21 protein-coding genes are annotated in these 23,717 nt (G+C 34.0%); 17 read left to right on the top strand and 4 right to left on the bottom strand.

What is annotated here, in order from left to right; translation table 11 throughout:
- Positions 1-181: 181 nt before the first annotated feature.
- The 10 genes from hprK to udp all read left to right on the top strand — a co-directional run bounded on the left by hprK (position 182) and on the right by udp (position 12,842).
- A complete protein-coding gene (gene hprK, locus HMPREF0391_RS03525; RefSeq protein ID WP_002835503.1) occupies positions 182-1,141 on the top strand; it encodes an HPr(Ser) kinase/phosphatase in 960 nt (319 codons plus the stop codon).
- 135 nt (positions 1,142-1,276) lie between these two features.
- A complete protein-coding gene (gene nifJ / locus HMPREF0391_RS03520; protein WP_002835502.1) occupies positions 1,277-4,951 on the top strand; it encodes a pyruvate:ferredoxin (flavodoxin) oxidoreductase in 3,675 nt (1,224 codons plus the stop codon).
- A 293-nt stretch (positions 4,952-5,244) separates the two neighbouring features.
- Entirely contained in the window at positions 5,245-6,372 is a 1,128-nt protein-coding gene (locus HMPREF0391_RS03515; RefSeq protein ID WP_002835500.1) for an acyl-CoA dehydrogenase family protein, read from the top strand.
- Between the two features lie 8 nt (positions 6,373-6,380).
- Positions 6,381-7,502 carry an acyl-CoA dehydrogenase family protein gene (locus HMPREF0391_RS03510; RefSeq protein WP_002835498.1) on the top strand — a complete coding sequence of 374 codons (1,122 nt, stop codon included), beginning with the start codon at positions 6,381-6,383 and terminating at the stop codon, positions 7,500-7,502.
- 34 nt (positions 7,503-7,536) lie between these two features.
- The gene (locus HMPREF0391_RS03505) at positions 7,537-8,652 is read left to right on the top strand and encodes an acyl-CoA dehydrogenase family protein (RefSeq protein ID WP_002835496.1); all 1,116 of its coding nucleotides are present in this window, start codon (positions 7,537-7,539) and stop codon (positions 8,650-8,652) included.
- Positions 8,653-8,667: 15 nt separating this feature from the next.
- Positions 8,668-9,495, top strand: coding sequence for a phosphate/phosphite/phosphonate ABC transporter substrate-binding protein (locus HMPREF0391_RS03500; protein WP_002835495.1), 828 nt, complete (start codon positions 8,668-8,670; stop codon positions 9,493-9,495).
- Positions 9,485-10,660, top strand: coding sequence for a cobalamin-independent methionine synthase II family protein (locus tag HMPREF0391_RS03495; RefSeq protein ID WP_035109265.1), 1,176 nt, complete (start codon positions 9,485-9,487; stop codon positions 10,658-10,660). Before HMPREF0391_RS03500 ends, HMPREF0391_RS03495 begins: the two co-directional genes overlap by 11 nt.
- Entirely contained in the window at positions 10,653-11,105 is a 453-nt protein-coding gene (locus HMPREF0391_RS03490; RefSeq protein ID WP_002835493.1) for an OsmC family protein, read from the top strand. Before HMPREF0391_RS03495 ends, HMPREF0391_RS03490 begins: the two co-directional genes overlap by 8 nt.
- A 390-nt stretch (positions 11,106-11,495) precedes the next feature.
- Positions 11,496-12,011: a tryptophan transporter gene (locus tag HMPREF0391_RS03485; protein WP_002835491.1), complete on the top strand. Its 516-nt coding sequence runs from the start codon at positions 11,496-11,498 to the stop codon at positions 12,009-12,011.
- Positions 12,012-12,068: 57 nt separating this feature from the next.
- Positions 12,069-12,842 carry a uridine phosphorylase gene (gene udp, locus HMPREF0391_RS03480; protein WP_002835490.1) on the top strand — a complete coding sequence of 258 codons (774 nt, stop codon included), beginning with the start codon at positions 12,069-12,071 and terminating at the stop codon, positions 12,840-12,842.
- Between the two features lie 135 nt (positions 12,843-12,977).
- On the opposite strand, the gene HMPREF0391_RS03475 is transcribed toward udp, so the two are convergent.
- Complete coding sequence (locus HMPREF0391_RS03475; RefSeq protein ID WP_002835489.1) at positions 12,978-13,511, bottom strand: NYN domain-containing protein; 534 nt, start codon at positions 13,509-13,511, stop codon at positions 12,978-12,980.
- Positions 13,501-14,235 (bottom strand): 23S rRNA (guanosine(2251)-2'-O)-methyltransferase RlmB, encoded by a 735-nt coding sequence (gene rlmB / locus HMPREF0391_RS03470; RefSeq protein WP_002835487.1) that lies wholly within the window; start codon positions 14,233-14,235, stop codon positions 13,501-13,503. Before rlmB ends, HMPREF0391_RS03475 begins: the two co-directional genes overlap by 11 nt.
- An 89-nt stretch (positions 14,236-14,324) precedes the next feature.
- On the opposite strand from rlmB, the gene HMPREF0391_RS03465 reads away from it, so the two are divergent.
- Complete coding sequence (locus HMPREF0391_RS03465) at positions 14,325-15,770, top strand: alpha-amylase (protein WP_002835486.1); 1,446 nt, start codon at positions 14,325-14,327, stop codon at positions 15,768-15,770.
- Positions 15,763-16,371: a viroplasmin family protein gene (locus HMPREF0391_RS03460; protein ID WP_002835485.1), complete on the top strand. Its 609-nt coding sequence runs from the start codon at positions 15,763-15,765 to the stop codon at positions 16,369-16,371. Before HMPREF0391_RS03465 ends, HMPREF0391_RS03460 begins: the two co-directional genes overlap by 8 nt.
- 152 nt (positions 16,372-16,523) lie before the next feature.
- On the opposite strand, the gene HMPREF0391_RS03455 is transcribed toward HMPREF0391_RS03460, so the two are convergent.
- The gene (locus HMPREF0391_RS03455) at positions 16,524-17,768 is read right to left on the bottom strand and encodes a hemolysin family protein (protein ID WP_002835484.1); all 1,245 of its coding nucleotides are present in this window, start codon (positions 17,766-17,768) and stop codon (positions 16,524-16,526) included.
- 184 nt (positions 17,769-17,952) lie between these two features.
- On the opposite strand from HMPREF0391_RS03455, the gene HMPREF0391_RS03450 reads away from it, so the two are divergent.
- Both HMPREF0391_RS03450 and tnpA read left to right on the top strand, forming a co-directional pair.
- Positions 17,953-18,471 (top strand): adenine phosphoribosyltransferase, encoded by a 519-nt coding sequence (locus tag HMPREF0391_RS03450; protein ID WP_035109263.1) that lies wholly within the window; start codon positions 17,953-17,955, stop codon positions 18,469-18,471.
- A 179-nt stretch (positions 18,472-18,650) separates the two neighbouring features.
- Positions 18,651-19,106 carry an IS200/IS605 family transposase gene (gene tnpA / locus HMPREF0391_RS03445; protein WP_002835435.1) on the top strand — a complete coding sequence of 152 codons (456 nt, stop codon included), beginning with the start codon at positions 18,651-18,653 and terminating at the stop codon, positions 19,104-19,106.
- Between the two features lie 191 nt (positions 19,107-19,297).
- Here the strand turns inward: tnpA and HMPREF0391_RS03440 are convergent, their stop codons facing one another.
- Positions 19,298-20,746 carry a nicotinate phosphoribosyltransferase gene (locus tag HMPREF0391_RS03440; RefSeq protein ID WP_002835482.1) on the bottom strand — a complete coding sequence of 483 codons (1,449 nt, stop codon included), beginning with the start codon at positions 20,744-20,746 and terminating at the stop codon, positions 19,298-19,300.
- Between the two features lie 128 nt (positions 20,747-20,874).
- On the opposite strand from HMPREF0391_RS03440, the gene HMPREF0391_RS03435 reads away from it, so the two are divergent.
- Genes HMPREF0391_RS03435 through HMPREF0391_RS03425 form a run of 3 tightly spaced genes read left to right on the top strand, consistent with a single transcriptional unit; the run spans position 20,875 to position 23,680 of the window.
- A complete protein-coding gene (locus HMPREF0391_RS03435; protein ID WP_002835481.1) occupies positions 20,875-23,217 on the top strand; it encodes a heavy metal translocating P-type ATPase in 2,343 nt (780 codons plus the stop codon).
- Positions 23,217-23,417 (top strand): heavy-metal-associated domain-containing protein, encoded by a 201-nt coding sequence (locus HMPREF0391_RS03430; RefSeq protein WP_002835480.1) that lies wholly within the window; start codon positions 23,217-23,219, stop codon positions 23,415-23,417. The genes HMPREF0391_RS03435 and HMPREF0391_RS03430 overlap by 1 nt, the downstream gene beginning before the upstream one ends.
- Positions 23,417-23,680 carry a metal-sensing transcriptional repressor gene (locus tag HMPREF0391_RS03425; RefSeq protein ID WP_002835479.1) on the top strand — a complete coding sequence of 88 codons (264 nt, stop codon included), beginning with the start codon at positions 23,417-23,419 and terminating at the stop codon, positions 23,678-23,680. Before HMPREF0391_RS03430 ends, HMPREF0391_RS03425 begins: the two co-directional genes overlap by 1 nt.
- Positions 23,681-23,717 lie beyond the last annotated feature (37 nt).

The following is a 23,717-nucleotide window of genomic DNA, read 5'->3' as shown; positions in this document are numbered from 1 at the left end:
ATTTAATATAATATATTGTAACACATTTGTAACTTGTTGTAACCTTTTTGTAACAAATCATGTTAGAAAAACGTTAAATATTACAAAAACGTAACAATTGATTTGTGATTTCGTCGTTTATTATCGAAGATTGTTTGCTTATATACAGATTAGATAATAAAATATAATAAGGAGGGAACTTATGAAAACAGTAAAATTAAGTGCGGTTGTTAAAAAATTAGACTTGCACGTTGTCAGAACAAGTTCTGATTACGAAACAATTGAGATTACAAATTCTGAAATTAACAGACCAGGGTTACAATTATCTGGTTTCTTGGAAGAATTTCCATACAGAAGAATTCAATTGTTTGGTAAGGCTGAACTTGCATATTATATGGCGATGGATATTGAACTTAGAAAAGAAAGAGTAAGGGCAATGATGGAATATGATATTCCTTGTATTGTGTTTTCACATTATGCTCAAATTCCTGATGAAGTTAGAAAATTAGCGGATGAATACGACAAAACTTTGTTAATTTCGGACAGAACAACTACTAGACTTATCTCAGCCTTGGATGAAGTATTGGAATATTTCCTTAGTGAGGAAGATACAATACACGCTTCGTTGTTGGATGTTTTTGGTATGGGAGTTTTGTTGATGGGAGACAGTTCTGTAGGAAAAAGCGAAACTGCTTTGGATTTGGTTACTAGAGGTCACAGACTTGTTGCAGATGATGTGGTTGAAATTAGAAAAATCGAAAAAGGATTGTTGGCACAAGCTCCTCTTAATATCAGACACTATTTGGAAGTTAGGGGTCTAGGAATTTTAGACATTCAAAGATTATACGGTACTGGTTCAGTAAGATTAACAACGTTTATCGATTTGGTTATAAAGCTAGAAAAATGGCAAGACGATAAAGAATACGACAGAATTGGACTTGACGATCACACTACAGAAATTTTGGGAGTTGAACTTCCATATCTTGAAGTTCCTGTAAAACCAGGTAGAAATATCGCAATGATTGTAGAAGTTGCAGTTAGAAATCAAAGACAAAAACTTTTGGGTTATAATGCTGCACAAGAGTTAAATAATAAGTTAATTGCAAACATGAAAAAAGATACTGAGGAGCATAGAAAGCAGTTAAAAAATAACAAAAAATAATTTCACAATAAAATTTTTTGATGAAGTTTGTTATTCTTGCAATGAAAAAATTATTGAGTTATAATAACTCATAGAGCGGAGTTTGTCCGTTTTGATTTAAACAATTTATTTATTTATATATAGGGGGTTAAATAAATGGCAAAACACATGAAAACCATGGATGGAAATACAGCCGCTGCTCACGTAGCTTATGCATTTTCAGATGTGGCAACTATTTATCCAATTACTCCATCATCACCAATGCCTGAAGCAATTGATGTTTGGGCAGCAGATGGACGTAAGAACTTATTCGGTGAAACTGTACAAGTAACTGAATTACAATCAGAAGGTGGAGCAGCTGGTTCAGTACACGGGGCTTTAGTTGCAGGGGCTTTGGCATCTACATTCACAGCATCACAAGGTTTATTGTTGATGGTTCCAAATATGTACAAGATTGCCGGAGAAAACTTACCTGGCGTATTCCACGTATCAGCAAGAGCTTTGGCATCACATGCACTTAGCATTTTTGGTGACCACCAAGACGTTATGGCAGCAAGACAAACTGGTTTTGCATTGTTATGCTCAGGTTCAGTACAAGAAGTTATGGATTTAGCAGCAGTAGCTCACCTTTCTTCTATCAAAGGTAAAGTTCCATTCTTACATTTCTTCGACGGTTTCAGAACTAGTCACGAAATTCAAAAAATCGAAGTTATGGACTACGAAGATTTGGCAAAAATCGTTGATTGGGAAGCTATTGATGAATTCAGAAGAAACGCATTAAATCCAGAAAACCCTAAGACTATGGGTACAGCTGAAAATCCAGACGTTTATTTCCAAGGTATGGAAGCATCTAATACATACTATGAAGATATCGTTGGTATTACTGAAGGCTATATCAATGAAATTAACAAGATTACAGGCAGAAACTACGGATTATTCAACTACTATGGTGCTGAAGATGCTGAAAATATTATAGTAGCTATGGGTTCAGTAACTGAAACTATTGAAGAAACTGTTGATTATTTAGTTTCTAAGGGAGAAAAAGTCGGAGTATTAAAAGTTCACTTATACAGACCATTCTCTAAAGAACATTTCTTAAATGCTATTCCAAAAACAGTTAAGAAAATCGCAGTTTTAGACAGAACTAAAGAAAAAGGTTCATTGGGAGAACCTCTATATCTTGATGTTAGAGATTGTTTCTATGATCATGAAAATAAACCAGTTATCGTTGGTGGTATCTACGGTTTAGGTTCAAAAGATACAACTCCAACTCACATTAACACAGTTTACGAAAACTTAAAACAAGATAAACCAAGAACACAATTTACTATCGGTATAGTAGATGATGTTACTCATAGATCATTAGAAGTAAAAGATGTTATCAACACTTCACCTGAAGGAACTATCAGATGTAAATTCTGGGGATTCGGTTCTGACGGTACAGTAGGCGCTAACAAATCAGCTATCAAAATCATAGGTGATGGTACTGACATGTACGCTCAAGGTTACTTCGACTATGACTCTAAAAAATCTGGTGGGGTTACAATGTCTCACTTAAGATTTGGTAACAACCCAATTCACTCAACTTACCTATTAGATGAATCAGATTTCATTTCTTGTTCAAAACAAGCTTATGTATATCAATACGATTTATTAAGAGGTTTAAGAAAAGGTGGTACATTCTTACTAAACTGTATCTGGAATGAAGAAGAATTAGATACTCACCTTCCAGGTAAATTAAAGAAATATATCGCTGAAAATGACATTAAATTCTACACAATCAACGCTTCTAAGATTGCAGCAGAAGTAGGATTAGGTGGAAGAACTAACATGATTATGCAAGCTGCATTCTTCAAATTATCTAAAGTATTACCTATAGATGAAGCTATCAAGAAATTAAAAGAATCTATAGTTGCTAACTACGGAAGAAAAGGCGAAGACATTGTAAACATGAACTACGCTGCAGTAGATCAAGGTATCGATCAACTTGTAGAAATCAAAGTTCCAGCTGAATGGAAAAACGCTGAAGAAGACGTTGAAAATGACGCTAACCTTCCAGAATTCGTAAAAGAAGTTGCAAGTGTAATGAACGCACAACAAGGTAATGATTTACCAGTATCTGCATTCAAAGACAGAGCAAACGGTGAATTCCCAATGGGAACTTCAGCTTACGAAAAGAGATGTATCGCTCTTAACGTTCCAGAATGGCAAATGGATAAATGTATCCAATGTAACCAATGTGCTTATGTATGTCCACACGCAGTTATCAGACCATTCTTATTAAACGAAGAAGACAGAAAGAACGCTCCTGAAACATTCGAAAGCAAAAAAGCAGTTGGTAAAGGATTTGAAGATTTAACATTCAGAATCCAAGTTTCACCAGCAGACTGTACAGGTTGCGGTAACTGTGCTGATGTATGTCCAGCAAAAGAAAAAGCATTAATCATGAAACCTTTCGAAGAACAACATCTTGCACAAAAAGATAACTGGACTTACGCTGTAGAAAAAGTTGGATACAAAGAAGACTTAATGCCAGCAGAAAAAACAGTTAAAGGTTCACAATTCCAACAACCATTATTTGAATTCTCTGGAGCTTGTGCTGGTTGTGGAGAAACTCCATACGCTAAATTAATCACTCAATTATACGGTGATAGAATGCTTATAGCTAACGCTACAGGTTGTTCATCAATTTGGGGTGCAAGTGCTCCTTCAACTCCTTACTGCACAAACGCTGAAGGTAAAGGACCAGCTTGGGCTAACTCATTATTCGAAGATAACGCTGAATACGGATATGGTATGCACTTAGCTATCAAGAAAATCAGATTACAATTAAAAGAAAAAATGCAAGCATTCTTAGACTTGAACATTGAAAGTCCATTGAATGCACCATTCAAGAAATTTGTTGAAAACATGGACGATGTTGCTACATCTAAAGCATGTGCAGCAGAAATCTTACAACACTTAGATGATGACACTAATAACGCAGAAGCTGAAGAATTATTGAAATATATAAGAACAGACAGAGACTTCTTGATTAAGAAATCTGTATGGATCTTCGGTGGAGACGGTTGGGCTTACGATATCGGATACGGCGGATTGGATCACGTATTAGCATCAGGTGAAAACATCAACGTTATGGTATTCGATACAGAAGTTTACTCAAACACTGGTGGACAAGCTTCTAAATCAACTCCAACAGCTGCTGTAGCACAATTTGCCGCAAGTGGTAAGAAAGTTAGAAAGAAAGATTTAGGTTTGATGGCATCAACTTACGGATACGTATACGTAGCACAAATCGCTATGGGTGCTAACCAAAATCAAACATTAAAAGCTATTAGAGAAGCTGAAGAATATGATGGACCATCATTAATCATCGCTTACTCACCATGTATCAACCACGGTATTAAAGCTGGTATGGGTAAGAGCCAACGTCAAGAAAAATTAGCTGTAGAAGCTGGTTATTGGCACTTATACAGATTCGATCCAACTCTTGCAGAAGAAGGAAAGAATCCATTCCAATTAGACTCTAAAGAACCAACTGGATCATTCCAAGACTTCATCAGAGGAGAAGTAAGATACTTGTCATTACAAAAATCATTCCCTGAACAAGCTGAAGAATTATTCCAAGAAGCTGAAAGAGATGCTAAGGAAAGATACAACACTTACAAGAGAATGGCAGAAATGGATTATTCTAACTCAGTAGAAGATTCACAAGAACCTCAAGAAAATCTTGAAAAAGAAGGCAAAAAAGTTGAATCTGTAGAAAAAGCTAAGGAAGAAGAAGGCGCAAAGAAAGAAGACGTCGTAAATCCAAATTCTACAAATAGATAATATAACAAAACACTGTGAGAGAAATCTTGCAGTGTTTTTTATTGCAAATTTTTAACAATTTGAAAAATCATTTATAGATTTTTTCTATAAATGAATTAAAACGTTATAACGTTGATATTTCAATGTTAAAACTAATAAAAAAATCAAGAAATTTTCTAATTCATTTAAAATCAAATGAAATTGGTAGGATTTATAGAAAGTTTCAATAAATGAAGAATTTTTAACAATATTTCTGGTCTTATTAGAGAATTGGTGATATCATATAATTGAAATATAAACTTTAGGAGGGTTTTATGAATTTTTACGAAGAGTCAAGAAAATTTGCATTGGAACACATCGAACCATATGCAAAAAGCTCAGATGAAGAAGGTAGATTTCCTGTAGAATCATTTGAAGAAATGGGAAAAGCTGGCTACTTCAAATTACTTATCCCAGAAGAAATGGGTGGTTTAGGAAAAACTGCTATTGAACACCAACAAGCTGTTTTAGCATTTGCTGAAAGCAACCCAACTGCTGGTCTTTGCTACATGATGCACAACGTAGCTTTAATGACTGTTCTTACTAATGGTAACGAAGAATTGAAGAAAAAAGTTGTTAAAGATATAGTTGAAAACAACAAATTCATGGCTTTAGCATATTCTGAATTCGGAACTGGTACTCACTTCTATATTCCAGAAATCAAAGTAACTAAAGACGGTGGAAAATTTGTTTTCAACGGAACAAAATCAATGGTAACAAGCGCAACTCATGCAAGTTATTACTTAATTTTAACTCCATCAACTGAAAAAGAAGGAGACATCAACAACTGGTTAGTTCCATTGGAATCTGAAGGATTAGAATTCAAGATGAGCCACTGGAAAGGTATTGGTATGAAAGGTAACGTTTCATGTCCAATGACTATGACAGATGTTAAATTAGACGAAGTTAACAGAATCGGTGAAGAAGGTTCAGGTGTTGACCAAGTATTTAACGTTGTAGCTCCATACTTCATTTTAGGTTTAGCAAGTGTATACACTGGATTAAACTTGAGATTATCAAAAGTTACAAATGATTACGCATTGAAGAGAAAATATCCATCAGGACAATGTTTAGCTAATATTGAAACAGTTCAATTACATTTAGCTAAGATTTACGCTAACGGAATGAGCGCAAAAGCTCTTACAGAATTAGCAGCAAGATCTTTAGTTGACGGCGAAGCTGATGCAGTATGCAAGATTATCGCAGCAAGAGTTTGCGCTATCGAAAATGCTATCGAATCTTCAACTTATGCTATGAGAGTTGGCGGTGGAAAGACTTACAACTGTGCATCTGAAATCCAAAGATTGATGAGAGATGCTTACGCTGGACAAATCATGGCTCCATCACTAGACGTTCTTAACGTTTGGTTAGGAAAAGCTATAACAGGTCAACCACTATTATAGGAGGTATAATGGGAATTTACGAACAAGCAAAAGAATTTGCAAAAAAATATTTAGAAGAAGAAGGAAAAAAATCTGACAAGGATTGCACTTTCCCAAAAGAAGCATTTGAAAAAATGGGAGAAGAAGGATTTTTAAAACTTTTGATTCCTGAAGAAATGGGTGGACTTGGCAAAGGAGCAAAAGAACACCAAGAAGTTACAATGGCATTTGCTGAATACAATCCATCTGCAGCATTATGCTATATGATGCATAATGTTGGAATCAGTGGAGTGTTGGATTATGGTCAAAAAACTTTAATTGATAAAATAGTAAAAGATGTCGTTGAAAATAATAAATTTATGGCGTTGGCTGATTCAGAATTTGGTAGTGGAACACATTTTGGTAATCCAGAAATGACTTGTACTAAAAATGGAGATGACTATGTGTTCAAGGGAACTAAATCAATGGTAACAAGTGCAACTTATGCAAGTTATTATCAATATAACAGTAAATCAGCTGAATTTGAAGGTAAAACGACATATTGGGTTGTTCCATTGGAATCTGAAGGTTTGAGTTTCAATATGGAATATTGGGATGGAGTTGGAATGAGAGGAAATGTTTCTTGTCCAATGAAATTTGACAATGTTAAGTTGACATCCGATTACAGATTAGGCGAAGAAGGCGGAGCAGATGAAGTCGCAAGTGTTGTAACAAAGATGTTTTTACTTGGACTTGCTAGTGTATATGCTGGTTTAAATATTAGAATATCAAACATTACTAATAAATACGCTACAAGTAGAAAATATCCAAATGGAAAATGCTTAGCAGATATTGAAATTGTTCAAATGTATTTGTCTAAGATATATTCAATGGCACAAAGTGCAAGAACACTATCAGAAGATGCAGCAGAATCTATAGTTAATAATAGCGAAGATATGCTTAAAAAAATTATTGCAGCAAGAGTGACTTCAATTGAAAATTCAATGAATTCAGCTACACTTGCAATGAGAATTGGCGGCGGAATCACTTATAATAAGAAGACTGAAATAGAAAAGTTGATGAGAGACGCTTATGCTGGACAAATTATGGCACCATCATTGGATGTTCTCCATGTAATGTTAGGTGGTATTTTAGCTACAGAAAACAAGTAAATAGGACACAAATGTCAATAAAAAGGAAGAAATTATGGATATTTACGAACAAGCAAAAGAGTTTGCTAATAAATATTTAGAAACGGCTGGAAAAAATTCAGATGTGGATTGTTCATTTCCAAAAGAAGCATTTGAAAAAATGGGAGAAGAAGGTTTTTTAAAACTTTTGGTTCCTGAAGAAATGGGTGGACTTGGTAAAGGAGCTAAAGAACACCAAAAAGTAATTATGGCTTTTGCTGAGTATAATCCGTCAGCTGCATTATGTTATATGATGCATAATGTAGCATTGAATGCTGTAATTAAATGTGGACAAAAAGATTTGTATGAAAAAGTTGTGGATGATGTAGTCAATCACAATAAGTATTTGGCATTGGCTAATTCTGAATTTGGAACAGGAACTCACTTTGGTAATCCAGAAACAACTTGCACAAAAGATGGAAATTATTTTGTATTTAACGGAACAAAGTCAATGGTAACTACTGCTACGTTTGCTAGTTATTATTTGTTCTTGAGTAAATCATGTGATTTTGAGGGTAAGACTACTTATTGGACAGTTCCTTTGGAATCTGAAGGATTGAGTTTCAATATGAAATATTGGGATGGAGTTGGAATGAGAGGAAATGTTTCATGTCCAATGAAACTCGAAGGTGTTAAGTTAACAGACATGAATAGATTAGGAGTGGAAGGAGAAGGTCCTGAAGTTTCTAAAATAGTTACTAAGTTTTTCTTATTAGGTCTAGCTAGTGTATATTCTGGCTTAAATATTAGATTATCAAAAATCACAACAAATCATGCAAAAAACAGAAAGTATCCAGATGGAAGATGTTTAGCAGATATAGAAATTGTTCAAATGTATCTATCCAAGATATATTCGAAAGCACAAAGTTCAAGAACATTAGCAGAAGATGCAGCCGAAGCATTAGATGGAAATGATGAAGATGCTTTACAAAAAATCATAGCTTCCAGAGTTATTGCAATTGAACATGCGATGGAATCCTCAACTCTTGCAATGAGAGTCGGTGGAGGAATTAGTTACAATAGAAAAACTGAAATTGAAAAGTTGATGAGAGATGCTTACGCTGGACAAATCATGGCACCATCTTTAGATGTGTTGCATGTTATGTTAGGACAATCTTTATCAAGTAAATAAAATAGGAGGAATTAAATGAAAAAATTAAAAATAGGTGCAGTTATTTACGCTCCAAGAGTTACAGTAATATGGGAAATGATTGAAGAATTTTTCAAGGAAAATGGAGCTGAAATCGAAGGAGTATTCTTCAAAGACTACAAACTACAAGTAGATGCTTTAATGAGTGGAGAAATTGATGGAGCATGGAATTCCCCATTAGCACATTTAGACGCTCACTTGAGATCTGAAGGAAAAGATAAGATCGGATGCATGAGAGATACTGATAGAGATAAGAAGACTTATCTAGTAGTTAAAAAAGGTAGTTTTGAAAAAGTTTCTGATTTAAAAGGAAAAACAATAGGATTTGGAGCTATTGACTCTCCACAAGCAAGACTTATTCCTATAAACTATTTACACCAAAATGGTTTAGAATATGGTAAAGATTACACTGAAAAAAGATTTGATATCGGTGTTGGCTTACACGGAGATCACGTTGGTGGAGAAAAAGACAGCATGATCGCTATGGTTAATGGAGAAGTTGATGCATCATTCTGCTTAAGTACAAATTATGATGCTTGGATTAGTGATGGTACACTAGACAAAAACGAAGTTGAAGTTTTAGATAAAACTGATAACTTTGACCATTGTATATTTACATTCAATCCTGAAGTTTCTGATGAAGACATCAAAGCATTTGATGATATTATGTTCAAGATGGATTACAACAACGAAAAAGAAAAAGAAATCATGGATCTTGAAGGATTAAAACAATGGATTCCTGGTAGAAGAGAGGGTTTCAAACAAATTACAGAAGCTAATGAATATTTAGGAAATTTCTTAAAGGGATTCAATAGTGAACAATAAATTATTCAATACCTCTTTGATAGGGTCTATGCCAAGAGGGGACGAAATAATGAAAGCTCGTAGGATGTTAAAGGCTAATATGATTAGCCTTTCTGACTACGAACAAATGGTGTACGATAAGACCAAAGAAGTTGTACAATTACAAGAAGATTTGGACATAGATGTAATCACAAGTGGAGAAATAGAAAGAGACAATTACGTATCTTTTATTTCTGAAAAACTTGGTGGCGTAACTCAAATGAGCATGGCTGAAATGCTGGATTATGTCGATGATAAAAGAGAATTCGAAAATATTTTGACGACATTAGATGTTCCTGCAACATCTATTAAAAACGCTATTTGTACTGGCAAATTGGAATACAAAGGTGACATTGTATCAGAAGAATTAAAGCTTTTGAAATCATTGACTGATAAACCTGTAAAGATTACAATGCCTGGTCCTTATTTGGTTACAAGAAGTATGTGGCTAGCAAATGTTAGTTCCAAATACTACGACAGTAAGGAAGATTTGGGAGAAGATGTAATCGACATTTACAAAAAAGAAATCAAAAATCTTCAAGAAATCGGAGTAGACGTAATTCAATTCGATGAACCAGTTCTTACAGAAATTGTGTTCACTGAAGGAAGACCTAGAACTTTCATGTGTGCATCATTGTCTACAAGAAAAGATCCAACTGAAGAGTTAAAGTTTGCCACACATTTGATAAAAAGCGTTATGGATAGTGTCGATAGAGACAAATCTATCTGTTCACTTCACGTGTGTCGTGGTAATTGGAGTAAAAACGAAAGTATTTTATTGACAGGACCTTATACTCCGCTTTTGGATTTGTTCGCAGATATTCATGCAGATTTGTTGGCGTTAGAATTTTCAACACCAAGAGCTGGAGAATTGAAAGCATTACTAGCAGATGAAAGAATCAACAACAAAATGATTTTGGGACTTGGAGTGTTAAATCCTAGATTGGATGACAAGGAAGACACAGAAGGAATTTACAAAAGAGCCAAGGAAGCTCTAACATTTATCGACAAGGATAAATTGTGGCTAAACCCAGACTGTGGATTTGCTACATTCTCCAATAGACCAGTAAATGAGTACGACCACATAAGAGAAAAAATACAATCTATGATTGATGCTAGAAATAAATTGAGGAAAGAATATGAATGATGACATAAATTCATTCCAAAAAAATTTCAGGGCTATTGTATCCAATGATTTGGTCAAAGTTTACAACGAAAAATCATGTATTCCTGTGGACTCATCTATTTCTTTTGACTCAGAAAAAGAAGAATTCACATCAATTGATTTCTTCGTAAGCTCCATCGTTTCAGAGCTGATTTTGACTATGATGAGAGTTGCGAAGAAAAGAAATACTATATTGCAAGATATCGAAGCTAAGGTGAACTTAGATATCGACAATCCAATGTATCTGTTAAATGTTATTGGCTTTGAAGATAAGAGTATTATCAACAAAATCAACATCGACATTTATTTCTTCTCTTTTTATGAAGGAGAAGAACTACAAGAGTTTTTGGATGAAGTTCTGGATAGAACTTTAATTTACAATTCTATAAAAGATTTGGTAAATGTTAATTTTAAAACTGTTTTATAACTTGTAAATTATTTTATTTGTGGTATAATATTAGAAAATATTTAAAAATATTAAATTCAATAGATAAGATAGTAGTATAAATGAAACTTCAAGAGAGGAAATGGGTGGTGCGAATTTCTAAGCGAAGTTTATATGAATGGGGTTATCTGAATTTTGAACGAAGCTTAGTAGTTCAAAAAGTGATTCTCACTTTACAGGGATAGGATATGGAAGTATCTGAAAGAGATGTGTGCATTTTTGCACATAAATTAGGATGGTAACGCGAGTTTTGACACTTGTTCCTTTTGGGAACAGGTGTTTTTTTATTATAAAGGCAGGTGAGTGTAATGAAATGAACTTATAAAATGAATTTGAGAGAAAAAAATATTATGAAAAAGAGAGGAAGATATTATGGATTCAAAAAAATTAACAGTAAGTTCGATATTTTTAAGTGTAGGATTATTGCTACATTACGTTACACCTGCGTTGTTTATGGGAGTTAAGCCAGATTTTTTATTGGTAATGATGTTTTTGGGAATATTATTCATGGATAATGTAAAAGAAGCTTTTGTGTTGAGTTTGTTTGCGGGAGGACTTGCAGCTTTTACAACAAGTTTTCCAATGGGACAACTTCCAAATATAATCGACAAATTAGTTTCTGGAATTATCGTGTTTTATTTGTTCAAATTCATGGGCAAAAACAGCAAAAAATCTAATTTGATATTCGCTTTAGGAACCGTGATAAGTGGATTTGTATTTTTATCTCTTGCAATTCCAATGGGAATGGGTACAGAAAATTTTAAAGAGTTACTACCATCAATGTTTGTCGCAGTGTGTTTGCCAACTTCAGTTTTGAACACAATTGTGGGAATTTTCTTCAAAAAAATAATTTATCGCACAAATTACGTTAAAATCAACGCTCAATAATGATATTTGTCTAAAATTAGTATATACTAGTAATATAGATAAAAATGAGGTGATTTTATGAAATACGCAGAAGAAGGCGTGCAATATCATTTGAATATTAAAAGTGGAGATGTTGGAAAGTATGTAATCTTACCAGGAGATCCAAAAAGATGCGAAAAAATCGCAAAATATTTTGACGATGCAAAGCTAGTAGCAGATCATAGAGAATATGTAACATACACTGGAACTATAAATGGAGAAAAAGTTTCCGTAACAAGTACTGGAATCGGTGGTCCTTCTGCAGCAATTGCAATGGAAGAGCTTGTCAAAGCAGGAGCAGATACTTTTATAAGAGTTGGAACTTGTGGAGGAATTCAAGAAGATGTGAAAAGTTCTGATGTAGTTATAGCAAATTCTGCGATAAGAGCTGAAGGTACTACGAAGGAATACGCTCCGATAGAATTTCCAGCAGTTGCAAACTTAGATGTGACAAATTCTTTGGTAAAAGCTTCAAAAGATTTGGGACATAATTACCATGTTGGAGTTGTTCAATGCAAGGACAGCTTCTACGGACAACACGAACCAGAAAAAATGCCCGTGTCATACGATTTATTGAATAAATGGGAAGCTTGGAAAAGGCTTGGCACATTGGCAAGTGAGATGGAATCAGCAGCCTTATTTGTGGTTGCAAGTTATCTTCGCGTTAGATGTGGATCTTGCTTTTTGGTTGTGGCAAACCAAGAACGTGAGAAGAAACACTTGGATAATCCTGTGTGTCACGACACTGATGTAGCCATTAAAGTTGCAATCGAAGCAATCAAAAATTTGATAGAGGAAGATAAACAAAAATAAATTTGAAAATTTAATTTTAAAATTTTGACAAATTGTATATAGGGTGATATAATAAAAACAGTTAATAACGTTTTCATTTTATCCATTAACAATGGGTATCTCCTTATGTTGAAAAACAAAACTAGGCCATGTGACCTAGTTTTGTTTTTTTAATTCATCTTGAAGTTTTTCTAATTGTTCATAAATTTCATTATCTATAGTAACAATATTTTCGGTAGATTGTTTTCTTTTTCTTAGCTTAGATCTTTTGAGGTTTTCTTTTAAAGTAAGATAATTTTTCCAAAGTTCATTGGCACTAATTCTGATACCTCCACGCGATAAAATAATTCTTTGGATCATTCCATCGTTACTAGCCACATACATTTTGTCGTGCTTTTTCATATCGTTGACTTTTCTTTCAATGTATCGGTCAGCAGATTCGTGTTCCTTTGTATAAACAACCGTCAAATTATCGCGTTTTTCTTCGATGCTCATTCCACCTTTTACAAGGTATGCATCAAAAACCACATAAACTTGTTCGCCGCTTAGATTTTGATATTCTTTCATTATATCAATGAGCTCTTCACGGGCACTATCCAAGTCCACGTCATTTGATAATTTGTACAAATTCGGCCAAGCGTTAATTATATTATAACCATCGACATAAAGATAAATTTGCTTATTTTTCATACCTTTGGCGTATGATTTCGTAAATTAGAATACTCGCAGCATTTGATGCATTGAGTGATTCTGTTTTTCCATACATTGGGATTTTAATTAACTGATCACAGTTTTCTCTGACTAATCTCGAAATACCCTTGCCCTCATTTCCTATTACAAGACCAATAGGTCCCTTCAAGTTAGCCTGTGTGTGAGTTTGTGAAGCTTCTCCACAGGCTCCGTAAATCCAAATGTTATGTTCTTTTAAATAATTAATTGTCGTGGTTATATTGGTTACACGTGCGATTTTGATATTAAAAACAGCTCCTGCACTTGTTTTAATTGCAGTTGCATTTACCTCACATGCGCGGTGTTTTGGAATTATAACTCCGTGGCATCCAGCAACTTCTGCAGTCCTGATGATGGATCCCAAATTGTGAGGATCTGTGATTTCGTCCAAAATTATCAAAAATGGATCTTCATTTATTTTTTTGGCGTAAATTATCATTTCATCAACGCTTGAATAACCAAAACTTGGCATTTTTGCCATAACGCCTTGATGAGCAGTGTTTTCTGCGAATTTTTCGATGTATTTTTTATCGACGTATTCGACTCTAATTCCCATATCGTAAGCTTTTTTTTCTATTTTTTTAATAAATCCTTTTAATTCGCCTTTTTGTATGTATATATTGGTTACTCCCATATCCATTTCCAAAGCTTCCATAACAGGATTTCTACCGACTAAATATTGCATTTATTCTCCTTATTCTTATCATTTTAATGTTATAATCTTATTAGATTATACAATATAAAGCAATTTCTTACAATTAATAGGGGGAACAAATGGGAAACGAAATAATGATGCAAGCTTTTGAATGGTACTTGCCAGACGATGGAAATTATTATAAAAATTTGACGAAAGAAGCGAAGAATTTAAAAGAAAAAGGGATTGATTCGTTGTGGCTTGCTCCAATGTTTAAAGCGACAGGGACAAATGATGTTGGCTATGGTGTGTATGATTTGTACGATTTGGGAGAATTTGATCAGAAAGGATCTGTTCGTACAAAATACGGAACTGTAGAAGAATTGAAAAAATTAATCGAAGTTTTGCACGAAAATGATATAAAAGTTTACGCAGATGTTGTTTTAAATCATAAAGCTGGAGCAGATTTCTCAGAAACTTTTCAGGCTTATGAAGTGGATTCTAACGACAGGACGAAAAGAATTACTGATGCTTATGATATTGAGGGATGGACTGGCTTTGATTTCAAGGGTAGAAATGGAAAATATTCTGAGTTCGTGTGGCATTTTCAACATTTCAATGGAGTTGACTTTGACAATAAACAACAAAAGAAAGGAATTTTTGAAATCGCTGGAGAAAACAAAGGATTTAGCGAGAATGTTTCCAACGAAAAAGGGAATTTCGATTATTTGATGTTTGCAGATATTGACCACAAAAATCCTGATGTTAAAGCTGAGCTTTTTAGGTGGGGAGAATGGTTTGTGAATTATGTTAATGTGGACGGCTTCAGATACGACGCGCTTAAACACATTGACGATGAATTTATAATTGATTTCACAAAGCATATACAAAAAGTTGCAAATCGTGATTTTTATTTTTTCGGTGAATATTGGTTACAAGATAAGGACAACACTAACCATTATTTATACGATACGAAATACGATGTGGATTTGTTCGATGTGGCACTTCATTTTAATATGTATTCTGCATCGAAAATGGGCGATAAATTTGATATGAGAAAAATTTTCGACAATACTTTGGTAAAAGAACATCCCACAATTGCGGTTACATTCGTGGATAATCACGACAGCGAACCTGGTCAGTCGTTGGAATCATTTGTAGAGCCTTGGTTCAAAAAAATTGCGTACGGTTTGATTCTACTTAGAAAAGACGGATATCCTTGCGTGTTTTACGGTGATTATTGTAAAATAGGTGGAGAATTTAATATCGAAGGGCAAAAGGATATTATAGATAATTTGATGTACATCAGAAAACATTACGCATTTGGAGAGCAAACAGATTATATGGAAAGTGAAAATTTGATAGGTTGGATTAGACACGGAGATGATTTTCACAATCCAATGGCTGTTGTAATCAGCACTGGCGACATCAATACTTTGAGAATGAATGTAGGAAAGGAAAATGCAGGTAAAAAGTATACGGAAATCACTGGAACAAATTCTAATGAAATTGTAATCGATGATGAAGGATTCGGGGATTTTGAAGTGGGAGCTGGAACTTTGAGCTGTTGGGTATGTAATGAGTAAATTTTATGCGGTAAAAATTGGGAGAAATCCTGGAATATACAATAGTTGGGCAGATTGTCAACAACAAGTAAATGGTTTTAAGGGAGCGATTTTCAAATCTTTTAAGACAAAAGAAGAGGCAGATAATTTCATAAATGGCGAAGATAATAAAAAAGTAGCGTCAATTGATAATTTAAATGAAAATGAATGCGTGGCGTATGTAGATGGATCATTTAAGAAAGATACGGGAGAATATAGTTTTGGTTGTGTGCTGTTTCACAATGGTAAAATCGACAAATTCAATCAAAAATTTCCTCAATCAGAATTTTCAACTCACAGAAATGTATCTGGAGAAGTAAGTGGGTCGGTATTTGCAATTAAAAAAGCCGTAGAACTTAAAATGGACAAAATCACGATTTTTTATGATTATCAAGGAATCGAAAGCTGGGCTAATGGAGACTGGAAAACAAACAACAATCTAACTAAAAGCTACAAGAAATTTATCGATGAAATAAAACCTCAAATCGACATTAATTTCGTAAAAGTCAAAGGTCACTCCAACGATACTTATAACGATATGGCTGATGAATTGGCGAAACAAGCGTTGGGAATAGGGAAATAATAAAGTATTTAAAAAAATTAAAGTAGATTACATTTTTGCGCAAATTTATGTATTCAGATGTTCGTGCAAAAATGATTTTCTACTTTTTGTTTATGTTATTGTAATTATCAATTTTCCCATAAGAAAACTCTCACGAATATCGTGAGAGCAAATTATTTGAATATTATCATAAGTTGTGTAATTTTTCTTTTATCAACATTAACTACGACGAATTTCAAATTTTCAAATTCAACCTCATCTTTTGATTTTGGCATTCTGTCCAATAATTCTATGACAAATCCACCTATTGAATCGAATTTGTCACTTTGAATGTCAAGGTCAAACCTTTCATTTACTTCATCGATTCTCATTTCAGGGTCGACTAAGTATTCGTTTTCGCTAATTTTAGTTACTTCTTTTTCATTATCGTATTCATCGTCGATTTCTCCGACAAGCTCTTCTAAAATATCTTCCATCGTTACAATGCCACTAGTTCCACCGTACTCATCGATAATGATACTGATGGAAATATTTTTTGCTCGCATTTGTTTGAACAAATCTACGACTGGAATGTATTCATAAGCATAGAATGCTGGTTTCAGTATATCTCTGATTTTAAAATCGCGGTCATCTTCGATGATTTTGTGTGCTAATTCTTTTATGTGAAGAACGCCTATGATATCGTCGATGCTGTCCTCATAAACTGGAATTCTAGAATAAGTAATATTTTTGATGATTTCCTTCAAATCGCTCTCTGCATCTTCAATATCCACTGAAGCCATGCTAGTTCTTGGGGTCATAATATCAACTGCTAAAGTTTCCTTTAACTCCAACGCATTTATCATGATTTCAGTTTCTTGATTTTTCAGTACGCCTTCTTCTTCACTAACTTCCACCAAAGTTTTTAATTCTTCTTCAGTCAATGTCGAACTATCTTCGTCTTCTCCAACAAAAAGTTTGATTACCAAACGAGTTAAGAGGTTTAATACTTTTACAATTGGTTTGAAAACTAAAGTAAGAAAATAAATAAACCTAGAAAATTTTAACGCTACGGATTTGTTTTTATATTGTGCAATTGTTTTCGGTATAACTTCACCAAAAATCAACACAAATACAGTCATTACAACTGTCGATATCAAAGCTCCGTTTTGATGAAAAATATTTGTGAATAAAATTGTAGCTATAGAACTCGCTGCGATGTTTACAATATTGTTACCAATCAAAATAGTAGATATGGTAGTTTGCATATTATCGTGCAATTTCTTTAGCAAATGTGCATTTTTGTTATCCTTTTGGTCTAATTGTCGAACTTTTATTTTGCTTACAGATGTTATCGCCGTTTCACTTGATGAAAACACAGCGGACATTGTAACCAAGAACACCAACGCAATTATTTGCGAGACACTCGAACTGTCCATTACATCACTCTCCAAACATATCGTAACATATAAAAATATAGTTGTAAATAAATTGTTTTGACAAAATTTTTAAATAAAAAACATAACGATTGAGAAAACTAAAAATAATTTAACAACAAACAAATCCCACAATATGGTATACTATAGATGTAGATAATACAGTAAAAAAGAAACGGTGATGAAAATGGATTTAAAAGAAAAAATTAGAGTTATAGACGGATTTCCAAAAGAAGGAATCTCGTTCAAAGATATTACTACATTGTTAAACGACAAAGATGCCTACAAACACGCAGTAGACCTTATGGTAGAAGATTTAAAAGACAAAGGAATAACTGTGATTGCAGCTCCAGAAGCTAGAGGATTTTTGTTCGGCTCAGCTGTAGCGTATGCTCTTGGAGTAAGATTTGTTCCTGTAAGAAAACCAGGCAAACTTCCTGGAGAAGTGTCAGAGTATTCTTATGATTTGGAATATGGTACTGACAAATTAGAAGTACACAAAGATGCAATCCAAAAAGGCGACAAAGTTGCAATCGTTGACGACTTGTTGGCAACAGGTGGAACTGTAAATGCAGTAGCTAAGTTAGTTGAAAAAAACGGTGGCGAAATCACTGCGATGGAATTTTTGATTGAACTTACTGAACTTGGCGGAAGAGATGTCAACAAAAAATATTACATCAACACTTTAGTACAATACGATATCTAAATTTTATCCACATGTCATGCATGTGGATTTTTGATTTGATGACTTTAGTCAGTTGAGTTCGCTTGCGAACGAAACAATAAACTACCCGCTATGCGGGTAGGCGTTCTTAGGTTATACCAAAAAAATCACCAAGTATTATAATAGAGTTGTTCAGACCTAAAATAATAAGAGGTGATTTTATGGCAAATAAAACTAATTCATTGTCTCACACAAAATGGATGTGCAAGTATCACATAGTCTTCACTCCAAAGTATAGACGAAAAGTGATATTTTATCAATATAGAGAAAGTCTCATAGAAATATTCAAATTACTTTGTAAATACAAAGGAGTAGAAATAATAGAAGGGCATATGATGCCAGATCATGTACACATGTTAGTAAGCATTCCATCCAAAATATCAGTATCAAGTTTTATGGGATATTTAAAAGGGAAAAGTGCTCTAATGATGTTTGACAGACATGCGAATTTAAAATACAAATTTGGCAATCGTCATTTTTGGGCAGAAGGATATTATGTGAGCACAGTGGGATTGAATGAAAAGACAATAGCAAAATATATAAGAGAACAAGAGCAACATGATATAGCACTTGATAAATTGAGTGTAAAAGAATATACAGATCCGTTTATGAAATAGAAATTAAAAATCCCTTTCAGAGATAGGCTAAAGTGGCAAAAACAGTTAGGTTTGAACGGAGTGAAAACCAGCGCCTTGAGACGCTGGTTGGTATCACTCGGGCTTATAGCCCTTGAACAAACCACCCGTTTTACGGGTGGTCATGATTGCAAAAAAAGCACAACCAAATTTTTATGGTTGTGCTGAATTAATTATTTGCTTTGCATTAATAAATTGTATTTTATATCCCACAATTTTTGAGACAAATCCACGTGGAACAAATGAGGATGTTCAAATCTTTTTACTTCTTCCCATTGTTCAGCAATTTGTTCATTCTTTCTTTCAATTATTTTATCTAATGTTGGAAGGTCGTACACCAATTCTCCCTTGTCGAACACTCTAACCAACAATTCTTTTGTTGTGAAGTTAGTTAATGTTTTTCTCTTCCAAGTGTGAATAGGGTGGAATATTTCCAAATCTTTTGATTCGTCGATTTTTTCATCGTGAAGAGTTATCAAATCGGCTTCTGCTTTGCCTGAATCTTTGTCGTAAATTCTGTAAACTGTTTTGAATGCAGGAGTTGTAATTTTTTCGATATTTTCACTGATTTTAATCTTAGGAATGATTTCTCCGTTAGGTTTTTCAACCGCACATAATTTGTACACGCCACCTAAAACTGGATCTGATTTTGCAGTGATTAATCTTTCTCCAACTCCAAATCCATCTAGTTTTGCTCCTTGTTCAATCAAATCAGAGATTGTGTATTCATCAAGAGAATTACTTGCCATGATTTGACAGTTTTCATATCCTGCATCATCCAACATTTTACGCGCTTGTTTTGACAAATAAGCAAGGTCACCACTGTCAATTCTGATAGACATATTTTTAATTCCACGAGGTTTCAAAACTTCGTCGAAAACTTTTATCGCATTTGGGACACCGGATTTTAAAACGTTGTAAGTGTCCACTAAAAGTGAACAAGAATTTGGGAAAATTTCGGCATATTTTTTGAATGCTTCGTATTCTGAATCAAACATCATAATCCATGAATGGGCCATTGTACCAAAAGCAGGAACATCGTAAGTGATATCTGTCAAAGTATTGCTTGTAGCAGTAGCACCGCCTATGAAAGCAGCTCTTGCACCAAGAACTGTAGCATCAACACCTTGTGCACGTCTTGCGCCAAATTCCATCACAACTCTTCCTTCAGCTGCGTGAACTATTCTATTCGTCTTAGTCGCAATCAATGATTGATGATTGATTGACAAAAGTGCAAAAGTTTCTATCAATTGTGCTTGTGGAGCAGGTCCACGAACTATCATCAAAGGTTCATTAGGAAATGCAACCGAACCTTCAGGCATTGCCCACACATCGCATTCAAATTTGAAATTTCTAAGATAATCTAAGAATTTTTCGCTGAACATATTCTTGCTCTTGAAATATTCGATGTCTTTTTCGTCAAACTTCAAATTTTGAATATATTTTACAACTTCTTCTAATCCCGCAACGATAACAAATCCTCCGTTATCAGGAATTCTTCTAAAATACAAATCAAAATAAGCATACTCATCTTCCATATTATTTTCCAAATATCCATTCATCATTGTAAATTCGTAGAAATCAGATAACATGCTTAAATTTTCATAATTTTTCCAATCCATAATCTGCCTCCATATTTTATTATGAATATTATAATCCAAATCCAAATCCTTGACAAAGTATTTTAAATATTATACAATAACCATACCACCAGTAGGGGGGGGTAGAAAGGAGAAAAAAAGGAGAAAAAATGGAAGAAATAAAATTAAAAATACAAGGCATGAGCTGTGAATCATGTGCGGCTAGAATAGAAAAAGTTTTAAGTAAATACGAATACATCGACACAGTTAACGTGAACTTACTTCAAGAATACGCATATTTGAAATTAAAAGAAGGATACGATATAGAAACTATCGTAGGCAAAATAAAAAAAGCAGGGTATGATGTTCCGGTAAAGACATCGAAGTTTGATATCGAAGGAATGAGCTGTCAGTCATGTGCATCTAGAATTGAAAAAGTTTTGAACAAAAATAATTTCAAAGATGTTAACGTGAATTTGTTGCAAAACTCACTTACGGTTAGTTTTTATGAAGGATACAAGACTAATTCTGAAGTAAAAAGATTAGTTGACAAAGCAGGATATTCTGCAGAAATAAAAACAGACAATAAAATAGCTAACGAAAAAAATATTACTGAATACGAAAAATTGAAACGTGATTTTATAATTTCTGCGATTTTTTCAATTCCTTTATTTTCAGCGATGTTTTTTCACATGGCTGGAGTTCACACGATTTTAAGTAATGGATATTTTCAATGGGCGTTGGCAACTGTGGTTCAATTCTACATTGGAAGAAGATATTATGTGAATGCATACAAATCATTGAGAGGCGGAGGAGCAAACATGGATGTTCTAATAGCATTGGGAACAAGTGCTGCCTACTTCTACTCGATTTATCACGTATTAATAGGATCTGACCAATTGTATTTTGAATCGTCTGCTGTTGTTATCACTTTGATTTTACTCGGAAAAGTTTTCGAAAAAAGAGCGAAGACTAGAACTACTGATGCTATAAGTAAATTAATGGGACTCCAAGCGAAAAAAGCGAACGTAATTAAAAATGGTGAGACGATTGAAACGGATATTGAGGATGTTATGGTTGGAGATAAAATCCTCGTAAAACCAGGAGAGAAAATCGCTGTTGATGGGATTATAATTGAAGGAAGCTCATCGATTGATGAATCTATGATTACTGGAGAATCGATGCCTGTACAAAAACAAGTTGGAGATGAATGCATTGGCTCTACGATTAATAAAAATGGATCATTTGTATTTGAAGCGAAAAAAATTGGCGAAGATACAGTTCTAAGTCAAATCGTGAAATTAGTGGAAGATGCACAATCCAACAAAGCGCCAATCCAAAGACTAGCAGATAAGATTTCATCTGTTTTTGTACCCATTGTTATTGTAATCGCTGTGATTACATTCGCCATCACTTATTTTGTGACAAAACAATTCGACAAAGCGTTGTTAAATTCAGTTTCAGTTCTTGTAATAGCGTGCCCTTGTTCATTGGGACTTGCAACTCCGACAGCCATTATGGTAGGAAGTGGTAAAGGCGCAGAGCTTGGAATTTTAATAAAAAGTGCTGAAGTTTTGGAAACTGCGAACAAAATCGATGCAGTTATTTTGGATAAAACAGGAACAATAACAAATGGAAAGCCAGAAGTTGTAGATTACAAATCAGAAGATGCGGATTTCTTGAAAATTGTGTCCTCAATTGAAAAAAACTCGGAACACCCACTTGCAGATGCGGTAGTTAAAGAATACGAAAAAAATGGTTCCGATTTTTATAAAGTTGAAGATTTCGATTCAATAACTGGTAAAGGACTCTCAGCAACAATAAATGGAGATAATTACTACATTGGCAATGAAAAATTGATGAGAGACAATAATATTGATGTCGATGTAGATATTCAAAAATATCAATCTCAAGGAAATACAGTTGTTCTTGTTGGGAAAAACGACGAATTTTTCGGATATATTTTGATTGCAGATAAAATAAAAGAATCATCACCAAAAGCCGTTGCAAAATTAAAAGAAGATAATATCGATGTGTATATGATAACTGGTGATAGCGAAAATACTGCAAAACATATTGCAGAAAAAGCGAACATCGACCATGTTATTGCTGAATGTTTGCCAAAAGACAAATCAGACAAAGTATTAGAATTAAAAAACCAAGGCAAAAAAGTCGGAATGGTTGGAGATGGAATAAACGATGCTCCAGCGTTAGCGACAAGTGATGTTGGTTTTTCTATAGGAACTGGTACAGATGTTGCGATTGAAGCAAGTGACATCACAATCATAAATGGAGATTTGAATAAAGTTAACACTGCGATTAGATTAAGTCACAGAGTAATTAAAACAATAAAACAGAATTTGTTCTGGGCGTTTTTCTACAATGTTATTGGAATACCAATTGCTGCATTTGGATTTTTGAATCCAATGATAGCAGGAGCTGCAATGGCGTTTAGTTCTGTAACTGTAGTTACAAATTCGTTGAGAATTAAAAATTTTAAGGAGGAAAAATAATGAAAAAAGAATTTGAAGTGTTGGATATGGTGTGCAATCATTGTGTAGAATCAGTGACAAAAGCTTGTAAATCAGTTGACGGAGTTACAGATGTGAATGTTTCATTGGAAGACAAAACAGCTGTAGTTCAAGGCGATTTTAATGAAGCTGATATCATCAAAGCTATTGATGAAATAGGATTTGAGGCTACCGTTAAATAATGAGTGAACACAAACAAAAAGCTCTCAAAAAAATCAAAACAGTTCGTGGACAACTCGATGCGATTGTAAATATGATTGAAGAGGACAGATACTGCGTGGATATTTCTACTCAGATTTTAAGTTGTATTGGTCAATTGAAAAAAGCGAACATCGACATTTTAAACGGACACATGAGAACATGCGTTAAACATGCAATCGAAAATGATAATGCAGATGAAAAAATCGAAGAAGTAATCAACATTATCGACAAATATATCAAATAACGAAAACTTCCCCAGAGCAAATGAAAAATTTGCACTT

Origin of the sequence: Finegoldia magna ATCC 53516 (genome assembly GCF_000159695.1) — a bacterium.
GTDB lineage: Bacteria > Bacillota > Clostridia > Tissierellales > Peptoniphilaceae > Finegoldia > Finegoldia magna_F.
Note: the sequence above shows the minus strand (reverse complement) of the source record. Positions and strands in the feature narration are given on the sequence as shown.

Bases quoted from the DNA above. Each gene is read 5' to 3' on its own strand.
- hprK (WP_002835503.1), top strand. From the start codon at position 182: ATGAAAACAGTAAAATTAAGTGCGGTTGTTAAAAAATTAGACTTGCAC.
- nifJ (WP_002835502.1), top strand. From the start codon at position 1,277: ATGGCAAAACACATGAAAACCATGGATGGAAATACAGCCGCTGCTCAC.
- HMPREF0391_RS03515 (WP_002835500.1), top strand. From the start codon at position 5,245: ATGAATTTTTACGAAGAGTCAAGAAAATTTGCATTGGAACACATCGAA.
- HMPREF0391_RS03510 (WP_002835498.1), top strand. From the start codon at position 6,381: ATGGGAATTTACGAACAAGCAAAAGAATTTGCAAAAAAATATTTAGAA.
- HMPREF0391_RS03505 (WP_002835496.1), top strand. From the start codon at position 7,537: ATGGATATTTACGAACAAGCAAAAGAGTTTGCTAATAAATATTTAGAA.
- HMPREF0391_RS03500 (WP_002835495.1), top strand. From the start codon at position 8,668: ATGAAAAAATTAAAAATAGGTGCAGTTATTTACGCTCCAAGAGTTACA.
- HMPREF0391_RS03490 (WP_002835493.1), top strand. From the start codon at position 10,653: ATGAATGATGACATAAATTCATTCCAAAAAAATTTCAGGGCTATTGTA.
- HMPREF0391_RS03485 (WP_002835491.1), top strand. From the start codon at position 11,496: ATGGATTCAAAAAAATTAACAGTAAGTTCGATATTTTTAAGTGTAGGA.
- udp (WP_002835490.1), top strand. From the start codon at position 12,069: ATGAAATACGCAGAAGAAGGCGTGCAATATCATTTGAATATTAAAAGT.
- HMPREF0391_RS03475 (WP_002835489.1), bottom strand. From the start codon at position 13,511: ATGAAAAATAAGCAAATTTATCTTTATGTCGATGGTTATAATATAATT.
- rlmB (WP_002835487.1), bottom strand. From the start codon at position 14,235: ATGCAATATTTAGTCGGTAGAAATCCTGTTATGGAAGCTTTGGAAATG.
- HMPREF0391_RS03465 (WP_002835486.1), top strand. From the start codon at position 14,325: ATGGGAAACGAAATAATGATGCAAGCTTTTGAATGGTACTTGCCAGAC.
- HMPREF0391_RS03460 (WP_002835485.1), top strand. From the start codon at position 15,763: ATGAGTAAATTTTATGCGGTAAAAATTGGGAGAAATCCTGGAATATAC.
- HMPREF0391_RS03455 (WP_002835484.1), bottom strand. From the start codon at position 17,768: ATGGACAGTTCGAGTGTCTCGCAAATAATTGCGTTGGTGTTCTTGGTT.
- HMPREF0391_RS03450 (WP_035109263.1), top strand. From the start codon at position 17,953: ATGGATTTAAAAGAAAAAATTAGAGTTATAGACGGATTTCCAAAAGAA.
- tnpA (WP_002835435.1), top strand. From the start codon at position 18,651: ATGGCAAATAAAACTAATTCATTGTCTCACACAAAATGGATGTGCAAG.
- HMPREF0391_RS03440 (WP_002835482.1), bottom strand. From the start codon at position 20,746: ATGGATTGGAAAAATTATGAAAATTTAAGCATGTTATCTGATTTCTAC.
- HMPREF0391_RS03435 (WP_002835481.1), top strand. From the start codon at position 20,875: ATGGAAGAAATAAAATTAAAAATACAAGGCATGAGCTGTGAATCATGT.
- HMPREF0391_RS03430 (WP_002835480.1), top strand. From the start codon at position 23,217: ATGAAAAAAGAATTTGAAGTGTTGGATATGGTGTGCAATCATTGTGTA.
- HMPREF0391_RS03425 (WP_002835479.1), top strand. From the start codon at position 23,417: ATGAGTGAACACAAACAAAAAGCTCTCAAAAAAATCAAAACAGTTCGT.